At 39.5% G+C, this 12,558-nt stretch carries 6 protein-coding genes; all 6 read right to left on the minus strand.

Going from position 1 to position 12,558, the window contains the following annotated elements:
• Positions 1-160 precede the first annotated feature (160 nt).
• The gene (locus I6F48_RS02790) at positions 161-2,089 is read right to left on the minus strand and encodes a CRTAC1 family protein (protein ID WP_197118733.1); all 1,929 of its coding nucleotides are present in this window, start codon (positions 2,087-2,089) and stop codon (positions 161-163) included.
• Between the two features lie 12 nt (positions 2,090-2,101).
• Positions 2,102-3,106 carry a family 16 glycosylhydrolase gene (locus I6F48_RS02795; protein ID WP_231609347.1) on the minus strand — a complete coding sequence of 335 codons (1,005 nt, stop codon included), beginning with the start codon at positions 3,104-3,106 and terminating at the stop codon, positions 2,102-2,104.
• A 386-nt stretch (positions 3,107-3,492) separates the two neighbouring features.
• Positions 3,493-5,136 (minus strand): hypothetical protein, encoded by a 1,644-nt coding sequence (locus tag I6F48_RS02800; RefSeq protein ID WP_024594191.1) that lies wholly within the window; start codon positions 5,134-5,136, stop codon positions 3,493-3,495.
• Positions 5,137-5,248: 112 nt separating this feature from the next.
• Positions 5,249-7,045, minus strand: a complete 1,797-nt coding sequence (locus I6F48_RS02805; RefSeq protein ID WP_197118734.1) for an Ig-like domain-containing protein — start codon at positions 7,043-7,045, stop codon at positions 5,249-5,251.
• Positions 7,046-7,107: 62 nt separating this feature from the next.
• A complete protein-coding gene (locus I6F48_RS02810) occupies positions 7,108-10,818 on the minus strand; it encodes a TonB-dependent receptor (RefSeq protein ID WP_197118735.1) in 3,711 nt (1,236 codons plus the stop codon).
• A 580-nt stretch (positions 10,819-11,398) separates the two neighbouring features.
• Positions 11,399-12,529: a Vgb family protein gene (locus I6F48_RS02815; RefSeq protein WP_197118736.1), complete on the minus strand. Its 1,131-nt coding sequence runs from the start codon at positions 12,527-12,529 to the stop codon at positions 11,399-11,401.
• Positions 12,530-12,558: the final 29 nt, after the last annotated feature.

The raw sequence follows: 12,558 nt of genomic DNA on the forward strand, positions 1-12,558 counted from the left end.
CACAGGGCGTGCATCTGTGAAAGTGTTATGGCAAGGATGGCTTAAGTTACAAGCCATCCTGGAAGGCTACGATTTAGCAAAATCTCTTGAGCCAGACTTGTGATCAAGAGACAGCTAATTAAGCGCTATTTTTCTATCTGCATTTTATTATTTAAATTACTTACAATGGCTCTTTTCTACCAACTAACTGCCCGTTAGCATCATTTATTACCGCATTGCTAATATCTACATGTTCATTATTACTCCAACGAACCGATACATTATTTATCTTTGTACACGTACCTAAACCAACGTGTAGCTTGCTGTTTTCGCTTTGTGAAAAGCCAGCACCTGTTGCGCCTACAACGCGTTTATAAGTTTGCCCACACGCTTTTATAGTCGCAGTAGCTCCCAATGCCGACACACCAGCGTTAGGTGAGTAACCAATATTAGTGACTAAAAAATTATGCTGCGCGTTTAAAGCTGTGTTGTTGGTAAATAAATGCCAACGGCCGCGCTCGTTTGAATAAATTAAGTCAAGGTCGCCGTCATTATCGTAATCAAAGGCCTGTGCGCTACCCCCTGTTGCTCCAAGCTCAGTTGAAATAACACCATGGTCTTGTAAAGTCTCAAAACCTTTACCTTGCTGATTTAAATACAGTAGCTGCTCGTTAGCTTTTGCCGGATTGCCATAACGTAATACAAATAAGTCACTCCAACCATCGTTGTTAAAATCCCCGGCTACAGCACTGGTTGTGGGTTCGCTAAGATTAATATTGAGTTTGGCTGTTGCATCAACAAATTTACCTTGCTGGTTTTCTAATAATACCGCTGGTAATGGCTCAAGCCCTTTTACTTTGGGTGAATTAGTCACTCTTTTAATAACACCCGCTGTAGGCGATTTAGTATCCCCCGCTACGCGCCAAGTATCGTTACCTAAGTAACCTATGTATAAACCTTTTTTATGTAGTTTTTTAGGCCAGCCAGCAGCTTGCTCTTTTGTTACCTGTACCGTACGTTCACTACCGCCATGCCCTTCGAGTGTTAAAGGCGCACTATTTTTGCCAATAAACACATTAAAATGGGGGTAAGCCATTTGGAGGTTTTCTATTTCAAAATTGCCTTCGATTTTAAAATCTTCAAATTTAAATGCTTCGTTACGAGTAAAAAAAGCAAAATTTTGAGATTGAGCGTCATAAAAAGTGTGTTGTTCAAATTGGTGTTTAGCGCGGGTTAAAAATAAATCAAAGTCACCGTCATTATCAAAGTCGATTTCGGTCATGCTGCTTACATGGCTAATATTGCGATTATTTCCTAGTACAGCCTTACTTTTATTTTTATAACCTAAATCAGATTTACTCTGCGCTGCAACAATGTCATCTCCACCGTAAAAAAATAAATCATCGTGCCCGTCATTATCAAAATCACTAACTAAGGCTTTATATCCAAGCCATTTTGCAGTAGGTAAGTAATCGACAAACTTAAATTGATTATGCCCTTCGTTTTTATATATATGATTAGCTCCCTTTTTTTGCTTTTTAAGTGGAAAAGCAGAGAGCATTAAATCTAAAGTGCCACTGTTATTACCATCAATTAATTTAACCGCACGTCCGCGTGTACGTTCAAAATCATCAAATGTTTCTCCACCTTCAACAGTACGGTCATGATTTATTTGAAACGATACAGGTAAACGCGGTTTTAGGCCTCCACCACCGCCTTGGGCTATTATTAAATCCATACGACCATCTAAGTCATAGTCAGCAACAGCCACGCCGTGTGTGTCGCCTTTAATAATTATCTGTGGTGCTGAAAAGGTATTTTTTTTGTTATTCCAAAAAATTTTTACTGCGTGGGTATGCTCAGTAATTAATACATCTTGATAGCCGTCTTTATCAAAGTCTGCAATCAACGCACTGTCCCATTTACGACGCGATAGTGGCTCAAAAGGTATGATATTGTGCGATTCGCTAAACATTAATTTATTACTGCTGTTGTCGCTTAGCGTTTCATTGCTTGCCCTTTGAGTGGTGTTACATCCATAAAGCAGAACACTTGTAGCGATCAGTGATAAACAAAATAACGTGTTTGCTGGCTTACTATTTTTTTTCATTTAACCCACTCCTTACTTAACTGACTGTAATGGTTTTTGTTGCCACACACGGATGTATTCAATTTCAAAGTCGACCACACCATCATCTTTTTTGCCCTCAGGGCTATTACGTTCAAGCTCTTCTTTACTTTTTGGTACGCCATGCCAAGGAAAAGTCTCCTGATCAAGCCATAAAAACAGTGGCTTAGTGGCTACGTAACCTTTATCAACCCCGCGATGCTCTTTTGCCCAGGCATCAGCTTGTTCTGCAGATACTTCGCTAAATAATTTACCGTCAACATAGTATTTAATTCCTTGGGCGCTCCAATCAATTCCATACACATGAAAGTCATCGGCTACTCTAAAACCTAAGTCTTTTCGTTCTGTGTAAGTGGGCTTGCCCATTACCTTTTTATTCCAATCGCGGATTGACCACCATAATTCACTGTCTATGTGATCTTTTTTAGGGTCGAGCGAATCGCCAAATAATTCAAAAAAATCAACTTCTAACTTTTCGCCCATCGACCAAAATGCACTGCTCACTTGCGCATCAGCGGCTTTGCTTTTAATTTCTATGTATCCGTACTGAAAAGACTTTCTGCCAATAAAGCATGCCGTTGTCAGGTTTTCGTATTTAAGTGCATCGCCAAACACGGGTTTATGTATTTTTTCTTCAAAAGGAAAGTCGGGTTCCCACCGTGTTTCTAGCTTTAGTTTGCCATTTTCTAGTCGGTAGTTATTACCCGAAAATTGCGAAGGTGCGCGGCCTTTCCATACTTTTTTATTTGGATTATCTGGATGCTTATAAATAGGTTTACCGTTTTCTATTTTACCCACAATGTACCAACGTTCTTCATCGATACTGCTGGCTTCAAATTCATCACTTACTTGAGTGTTTAAAACCCACTCGCCTTCATTTTGGGGATCCGTTAGTGGCAGTAGTAACTCATTAGCCGAAGCGCTCTTACTACCAAAAAACATCAACATACTAAGAGCAATTACACTTATTGCTGGCTTTTTAATGTGTAAAGTATTCATATAAAATTTTGCATCCTATAAATCAGATTTTAAAATTAATGTTAGGGAATATTTAGGGCATGTTGATCTTTGTGGATTGAAATTTGTTCAATCTAGGGGCGATTTAATCGCGGCGCGAGGTTTGTAACCTAGTGGGCTAAGTAAAAACCGAGCAACAAAGAGTTAATCGTCCCTAGAAAGAACCCAAAGGGCAGCGCATGTTTGGTCTTTATGCTGCGTTATCGCCTATTTATGGGGAATAACCACACTGCATAGACTCTGCCTTGCCTAAAAACCAAACAGTCTGCTGCAAATTCACCCACCAAAGATCAACACGCCCTAATTACGAGTTCAAAACAAAAATCCCATAGCTAAACTAACTATGGGATTAAAATTAAACGGCGCAGTTATTTGGTAATAAAATCGGTGGCGCTTTTAATACTGCCACCATTTTGATTAGTTCCATCAATGGCATTTTCGCGATAAATAGTCGATCGATTACGCGTAATATCACCTGCATTAAGTCCTAATAATGAATAATCAAGTGTAGCGTCAGCTTGTATAGCAGCATTAATTTTAATGTTGTATCGACCGCCAAACTTTCTATAACGCTTTCTTAGTGTGTTATTGCTACCTTCATCTAAATCTTGTCCAGATGCTTGAGCTGGGGCTTCAATATCACCATCAACAGTAAGTAAAGGGTTGTCGTAACGCTTAACTAAGTCATTCCCTACATCACTTTGAGAATATGAAGACACTACTGCAATTGGTGCTATGGGTTGACCTAACCAACGAGCGCCTGAACCATCGCGAGGCAATTTAAACAACTGAAAATTACCGTTAGAGCCATTTGATGCAGTATCACGAATACCCTCTCGCGGTAAAAAGTAACTACCAGCTTTAGTGATATCTGACTTAAAGTTTTTATTACTAACAATGTGCTTTACCGTGCCGCCTATTTTAGTGTCAGTAAAATATCCACGCGTAAAACCTATGTCGTCCGTATCAGCCCATACCGGCGCACTGCCTGAGTCAGCCCAAATAACAAAAGTGCTATTTTTACCTTCAGTTGTGCCTTTAATTTCTATGTTTTCGTTTATTTTTGTATGCGGTTTTAAAAATATGGCTGCAAACCCACCTGTATTACTAATATCTTCTAATATAATGTTTCTGTATGCACCGATACGTGGACCAGCTCGGTTTAAGCGATCTGTTACTAAACCACTGCCAGGCTCTATGCGCACTGTAATACCACGCTCACCGCTTATATTTTTAAAGTATAAATCTTCGCCACTAAAAGGTTGAATAACGGCATACCCTGTTGCTATTTTTTCTCCACTGATGTCAGCTAAATAACCTTTTTTAGGTATGCGAGCATAACTTGAGTTAAATACAACATTGCGATTTATATTAGTACCACCAGCGTCAGTTTTAACACCTGGTTGGCCATTATCATCTGCGACTAAAAATATATTGGGTGTTTGCGAGAAGTTATCTTTTTGATGTAGACGAGAAATAGAGAAATTTTCGGCATAACCAACTCTCACCATCCGTTTATCCTGAAAAATAGTATTAGTATTTACATCAATAATAAAACGGTCATTTCGGGTCGCATTTGTTTTTGCACCCGTTGTGGTTATTTCAATATTTTCTGCTTTTGCTCCATTGCCGCCACTTTTACCAAAATCAAACAAAATATTTTGATTCATTTTTAAAATAGTATCGGGTTCTATTTCAAGGCGAACATTAGAGGGCATAACAATGCGATTTAAAGTATAAGTACCTTTTTTAATAACTACTACACCACTAACCGCTGATGCAGCATTGAGTGCATTTATAATTTTATTAGTACATTGACCTGGAGTAGATGCACTATTGCTAGTACCACATTGTCCCGTATTAGTGATTGTCGCTTCTACGGTATTAGTAATAGTATTTGTAAAATACCCTGCTTTATTACCAATTGAGTCTGCGTAAGCTGAACTAATTGATGCACTTAGTAAAAGAGTGCAAAACGTAACTTTCTTCTTTTGTGTGTGTGTGAATTTCATAGGTAATCCTATTTAACGTGTGAGTTATGTGCCTCAATCGGCACATCGTTGCTAAAATAGCCATTACTGAATAAATAGTAATAACAGCAATAACTAATATTTGGTCAAGCTGTTATTCACTTATAATATCGGTACGTGTAACTGCGTAATCGTCAATCAAGATTGAATCACCCGTTGGCAGTCCATACACTTCCCAAAGGGTAAACACATCGGTAATTGAGCTCCATGTAGCTGGAATAGCCCAGTCCCGTTGATTAGTTGAATCCTCTACAAACTCGATGTATTGCCACTGCGTAGTAGCTGCGAGTGCTGCGCTAAATAAGCCGGCTTCTGAGTAACGACCTGTAAATCCATTTGCATCCTCAGGTATGCCGTCATAAACCCACGGTACAACCACATGGCGTAACGTAACGGGTTCAACAGGCACTTGATTTAACTTAACCCACACGGCATAACGGTATGTTTTACCAACAGACTCAGCACCACGCCCATAGTTGGCGCTATACCAGTTGCGTTGTTTATTCCAAACTTGCTGAGTTGCAAAAGAGTACGGTGTATTCGCTTCACCTTGAGTTGCAGTACCCGCTGTAATTTCAAGCGAACGACCATTACCCGACACAGAGGTTGCCGATACGCTATAAGTGGCATTGCCTTTATAAGGTGCGCCTTCACCATTGAGGTTAAAGTCGGTGTTAAAGCCTGCTTCGTGTTCAGACACACCCGGCTCACACATTTGGTTATTAACGGTATTGACCGTAATACTTTTTTGCGAAATAAGTGATAAAGGTGTACTTGCTGTATCGCCATCAATAAGTTCAACCGTTACCGTATTTGAGCTATCTATTGTTGTAGGTGCTTTAACGGCAAGTACTTCTCCAAAGCCGCTTTTTGCGGTTAAGCTTTTCGTAAATGAAACTTCATCGTTAAGTGTCCAATCAAAAGTATATTCGCCGCTTAACTCTGCGTTTAGTAAAGCCGGCTGTACTTCTACACCACTGGCCACACAGATTGGAACGTCCTTGTTACCTGAAGAAGCGCCTAGCTCATTTTTATCGTCGTTTGTTATTGCAAGACTAAAAGCACCTGTCACTGTAAGTGTGGCGCTTGCTGAAGCATCGGGGTTATCAACACTTGTGGCTGTAATAGTTGTTTCACCGGTATTTTTAGCGCTAATAAGGCCATTTTCATCAATGGTTGCAATATCTTCATCTGCAATTGAATAAATAAGTGCGGGGTTACACGCGTAACTTGGTATCGCTGATGCGAATACACTTGCTTGACCACCAGCAGGAATTTCAATCGGCGAGACGCTGACCTCAGTTACAACATCATCAATCGCATTGACAGTTAATTGTAATGTACGTGTAGGCAGTGCGCCGCTCGGTTCAACAGCTGCACCATTATTGATAGAATATGTAATGTTATAAATAACTTGGTTCGGAAAATCTAAGTTACCATCAGAAATAGGATTACCACCGCCATCTAAAGCGCCTCTTATATCGGTTTGGTCGCATTGTCTTAATGCCGCCGAAAACGCATCGGTATTTATAACTAATTTAGTGCTATCACTTGATTGTGTAAAAGGTGAAATTCGGTGTGATGCAATGGTATTAGCACTTGTTTGTGGGGTAGTGAAATTATTATTAACCACAAACTCTAACTCACTTACGTTTATGGTTGCACCTGACTCAGAGGCTGGTTTACCGTCGATTGTTACGCCTTGCAGTAAATCAATTTCTTGAACTCCGGACTCTTCATTTAATGTGCTCGTGATTACTGCGGTATCGATTACAAGTGCTAAATCAGATTTAAACTGCGGATCGTAACCTTCATCCGTTCCACCGCACCCTGTTAATACTGAAAATATAACACTGCTAATTGCTGTTTTTATTAGTAAGTTATGTTTCATCTTACTCTCCAAGATTTGTAAGGCAGCGCGCCTAACGTGGCCCGCTGCTAATAGTTTCTCAATTAAAAGGTACCGCGAAGACCAACACGGAACTGACGACCTGTTTTCCAAACTGATGCTGTACGCGAAGTAGTCACACTGCTATCTTCAATTGCATTACCTTCATCAAGCACAACCTCTTGCGAGTTAGCTTCAAACGCATTACGACTAAATGAACTGGTGTAATAAATTCGGTTAGTTTCATCAGTTAAGTTAAGTGCCTGAAAAGTTAAGCTAAAGTTTTTATTAATTTTATAACTTGAGCTAAAGTCCAAACGATGGGTTGCCTCTTGCCATGTAGCGCCGCCAACTAAACCTCGGTTAACTAATTGATCCCCTGTGTAGCGACTCGCTAAACGTAATTGAATCCCTTTTTGTTCCCAATACAGTGTTGTATTTAGGGAATGCTTTGGAGTGAAAGGTTGTGGTAGTGGTTTTAAAAATATATCGGTATTACCTACCTGCTGACGATCAGATTCTGAATCTTGGTAGGTATAGTTCATGTTTAAACCTAAGCCACCCCAATAACTTGGTAAAAAGTCATAGTTTTGGTTGTAACCTAGTTCAACACCTTTAATATCGGCGCCTTTACCATTGGTTACTGTGGTTACGTTTACAACGTCACATTCAATGCGCCATTGGTCAAAAAATCCCGCAACTTGCCTAAGTGGCATACAATCTTCTTCGCTACCTGGTGCTCTATTCTCATCGTAATCAAGTAATAAATCGGCTGTTTGTAAATCGTATTCAGTCCTAACGTCTTTGTAGTGATACGGAACAACCACCGTTTCTTCAAAGTCTTTCATATCTTTGTAAAAAAACGCTGCCGACAGCAAGCCTGAATCGCTAAAGTACCACTCATAAGACAAATCGAGATTGGTTGATTTAAGCGGTTTTAAATTTGCATTACCTGCTGAGCCATTAGCAGAGTCCCATTGTTGCTCAAAAATTTGTGTACGTGGGTTTAATGAATCAAAACGAGGACGCGTCATTGTTCTACTAACAGCAAAACGTGCAATCATTTCTTCGTTAACTGCATAATTTAAGTTTAAGCTAGGTAAATAAGCGTCATGTCCGCCTTTTTTAGTAACCCATGCAACGCGGTCTTGTACTTCACGTCCGCTACCTTGTGGCCCTGCAAATGAGGTTGTTCTGTCTAAAAATGGCCAAATTTGTCCGTTACTTGCAAAGTGTGCCCATGCATTAGCTGACGTTGGAACTAAATTTCCGTTGCTGTCGTAAATTAAAGAAGGTAATGCATTGTTAGCTATAATGTTGCCATTTTCATCTACAAACACTTGCTGATTTACACCCAGCCCAGTGTTGCCATCAGCACCGGGAATTACAAACTGACCCGTTTGCGGATCAACAGGGAAAGTAGCTGGGTTTGAGCGGTTATACGCATGAGTGATTTGCCATGCCCAACAGTTTTGTAGCTCAGCATCGTTTGTAGGTGTGTAACGATGATCAGCCTGACCCGTGTCAGAGACCCCCATAACAGCTGCCGGGCAGGCATCTAAATTTGTATTTGCTAAACCACGTTCAACTAACAAATTGTACGCATCAACCATTTGCGGATTACGAATAAAGTTAATACCGCCTACGCCTGTTGCTGTTGTGTCATCTTTTACATACCTAAGGCCTAAGTTACCTGTTAGCTTGCCATCCATCAGCTCAAAGTTTGCTTTAAAATAAGCGGCTTTTGTTTCGGTTTCAATATTACGACTGCCTGTAATGGTTTCGCGTATACCTACTTCGCCTGCATCTTTACCTGAAACAATTTCAAGCGCTTTTTCGGCATCTAGTAACGGCCAGCCATTAAAAAACTGTGCAGAGCGGTCTGATTGAATATCTTCACCAAAATTATCGTAAGGATAGGCGCTATCAGCCACTATATCGGCTAAGCGAATTGTACCAAGCCCACGTACTTCAAACGCTTGATCAGGGTCTTCTAAATCTATTAAGTCACTGCCATTTGTGGTTGCTCTATTTTGAATAGAGACATCTTTTTTACGATTTGACCACTTAACTCCAAATTCAAGCGATCTAAGAAAGTCGCCATCAAGCGCATAGTCAAAATCAACAAAAAGCGACTTGTTTGTATCCGCTAATTTATTTTTACGAAGCACTAAACTACCTAAGTGATTGTGCTGCATGTCATACGGATTAAAACGGCTGTATACCGCATTAGACGTACCATCAAAGGCGTCAAACTCCCCTGGAGTAACACCTGTTGAGTAACTACATTCTCCATTGCCGCCACAGTCGTAGCCAACCATTTCGTGGCTGCCATCGGGCATTGATTCAACTATTTGACGACCTGCCGTGCCCCATGTAGCTGTACTAATAGAGATGTAACGGTCTTTCTCATCATCATTTGGTGTTTCATCTGTCGTTTTAGAAAAACCAGCTCTTACATTCATATTTAATGAATCGGTTACCTGATAATCAATATCGAGTGACGCTACATTAGTATCAATTTCTCTAAGTCCGTAGGAGCGAACAAAGTTACCACCTGTAGAGCGGCTACTTGATTGCTGCAAGGTATTGGTCGATAAATCAACCCCGTTTAGTGCTGTATTATCGTCACCGGCATAAATTAAAGGTGTTACAGGCCCCATGTTCAAACGCAGTCGTTGACTGTCGGTTAACACATCTTGCTCTGTATGAGTTACATCTAGCTGAATATCGAGTGACTCTGTTGGTTGGTATTGAAAACCTGTAGACACTGACAAGCGATCTCGTTGGTCATTATTCAATGTAAAATCAATAACCTCACGCGCTAAAACAAATAAATCACCTTCATGTAATATTTGCGTTTCAGGGTCGTAATTATTAAGTGAACTCAGTGGATTTAATAATGCTTCTCCATTTTCACCAAAAAGCTTATTTCCATCAGCATCACGTTGATTGCCAAGTACCCTGATTGCTTTGCCTGTAACGGTGTCATGTGCTGTACGACCAGTTGCATCATCTAAATCAACAATAGGAATTGCGCCGTTAGCCCAATCGGTATTGATACGATCTTGTCGTGTTTTTTGGGTATCTTTAGAGGCCGTTATAATAAAGCCAAAGGTGTCGTCGAAGTATTTATCAGAAAAGCTAAAATTAATGCGTGAGTCACTTTCATCAGAAAACTCGTTGTAGCGCCCTTCAACCGTAAAAGAGCGACGTGGTTTATTTAAATTTAACGGTTTTACAGTTCTAAGCACAACACTTGCGCCGAGTGAGCCTTCATCGTTATCAGCAGAAGATGTTTTAATTACATCGATAGATGACAATATATCTGACGAAAAAGAGCTTAAATCAACACTGTTATCGTTAGTAGCACCCGCACTAGAGCCATCGGTACTTAGTCCGCCGGTAAGTGCTACACCATTCATTGATATTTGATTTAAAGAAGGTCCGGCACCACGAATTGATATACGTGTTCCTTCACCGCCCTCTTCTTGAATACTCACCCCGGTTACTCTAGATAGTGCATCAGCGATGTTTTGATCTGTTGATTTACCTACATCTTCAGCATGAATTGAGTCACTTACGTTGTCGGAAAAGCGCTTTGCGTTTACCGCTTTTCGTAAGCTACTTTTGATTCCTTGGACTTCAATTATTTCGATATCTTTTTGTAGTTTTATTTTCTCTTTTTCTTCATCTTCTTGTGCAAAAGCAGATGATGAAATAAGCGAAGCAATAATAGCTGCAGAGACTGCTGATAACCTAAAGTTATGCTGCATTGTGTGCTCTCCTGTTTATCGGCATCGTTTTTCTCAATGCCAGTGTGTGATGATGTCGTCTGTTTTTATTGTTAGTTAAGCGCCACAGATAAAATGAATGAACGTCCTGGTATCCTAATTTCGTTTCAGAGCGTTGCTTAACTTGCGATCAAGTTAAACATATGATGTTTATATTTACAAGTCGTTTACTTTGATTTTTACATTTTTGTTTCTTTTTTAAACGAAGTAATTTAAATCGCTGTTTTTAAACAATTTAAATTCATTAATATTTAAGTGAAAGTGATGTAGATATTTTTATTTTTTATACAAAACAAAAAAAGAGACTCAAAATCCCCATTAATAAATAAAATATGTTGTTGAAAATGATCAAAATTGAGTTGTTCAGAAAGAAATTTACGAGGGTTTATAATATTAACTTATGCTCATTAGAATATTTACAGCGATCAAAAGCTGCCAATCAGCAGTTTTGAAAGCGGTAAACCAAATGTATTGCCCATAAATCTAAAGCTCAAACATACACGGCAATACACACGATTTTAATTTAAGAACCTAATTTAAGCGCTTAACTTAAATTAAAACCTTACTTATTATGTAACTTAATTTCACTTACCGTATAAGGTTTGCCATGCCCAGTATTGGTAATGCCTGGGCCTGTAAGCAAGTCAAAATTCGACATAAGCAAAGAGCCTTTATAATAAATAATATCGGCGGGTTGGTCTAATTCACCATTTTCTGAATTGTTATCGGGGTACGATGCAATAACGGTTACATTTTGGTTTGTATCAATTTTTATAACTTGATTATTTAAAAAACCTGCGGCGTATAAATTACCTTGAGGGTCTATAGTTAAGCCATCAGGTCCACTTCCTTTTGTAAGTGTTGCATAGGTACTTTGGCTAAGCAGGTTGTTGTTTGTATCAAACGTTAATTTATAAATTAAGTCGTCACCTAGGTTGGTTACAAACAAGTTGCCCTGTGAATCAAACACTAAGCCATCAAGTCCAAATTTACGTTGCTTATTAGCTGTTTTAGCCAAAAACAATAAATGCGGATCATCTGTACTGTTAGTCACTAATATATTGGTATCTGTGGCCTTAAAACGATATATCCCGCTGAGAGTCTCGGCCTTATTTTCACTTGGCACACGCAGTTGAGTTACGTAAATATAGCCATTTTGATAGCGCACACCGTTTGGCGAACTCATGCCTTTTGCTACTATTTGAGTATTGATGACTTTGTTATTTTTTAAGGTGAGTTTAAGTAATCGAGCTTTGCCAGCACCTTGGTTATCGGCTATAAATAACGCACCATCGGGGGCATAGGCAAGCCCCATAGGACGGCCCTTCCCTTTATTGTTTGGCCCCGATAACTGGGCTATTTTAGTAAACGTTTTATCATTATTAATATTAACCAGCACACCCGCTTGTAGCCCTTTATTGGCATAGTTAACACACGATAAAGTAAGCTCTCCTGAAGGAGAGACAGCAAAAGCGTCTGGGGTTGGGCAATAATCAGGGAGTGATGCAAATAAACTCGCACTCTCAAGCAGTGTATTAGACGTTTTAACAGACGCTAAAGATGCACTTTCGCCCCCTTTATTTATATTTTTATTATTGCTTTGAGCCGTGTGGGTACTGCAACCAAACACAGTAAATAAGCACACTAAACCCGCTAATTTATTTTTAAGATGAGTGATGTTATTTTTATTCATTATTGCTCTCTTTTACTCTTAATTTTTTG

Origin of the sequence: Pseudoalteromonas sp. SWYJ118 (assembly GCF_015864505.1) — a bacterium.
Classification (GTDB): Bacteria; Pseudomonadota; Gammaproteobacteria; order Enterobacterales; family Alteromonadaceae; genus Pseudoalteromonas; species Pseudoalteromonas arctica.

Bases quoted from the DNA above. Each gene is read 5' to 3' on its own strand.
- I6F48_RS02800 (WP_024594191.1), bottom strand. From the start codon at position 5,136: ATGAAATTCACACACACACAAAAGAAGAAAGTTACGTTTTGCACTCTT.
- I6F48_RS02790 (WP_197118733.1), bottom strand. From the start codon at position 2,089: ATGAAAAAAAATAGTAAGCCAGCAAACACGTTATTTTGTTTATCACTG.
- I6F48_RS02795 (WP_231609347.1), bottom strand. From the start codon at position 3,106: ATGAATACTTTACACATTAAAAAGCCAGCAATAAGTGTAATTGCTCTT.
- I6F48_RS02810 (WP_197118735.1), bottom strand. From the start codon at position 10,818: ATGCAGCATAACTTTAGGTTATCAGCAGTCTCTGCAGCTATTATTGCT.
- I6F48_RS02805 (WP_197118734.1), bottom strand. From the start codon at position 7,045: ATGAAACATAACTTACTAATAAAAACAGCAATTAGCAGTGTTATATTT.
- I6F48_RS02815 (WP_197118736.1), bottom strand. From the start codon at position 12,529: ATGAATAAAAATAACATCACTCATCTTAAAAATAAATTAGCGGGTTTA.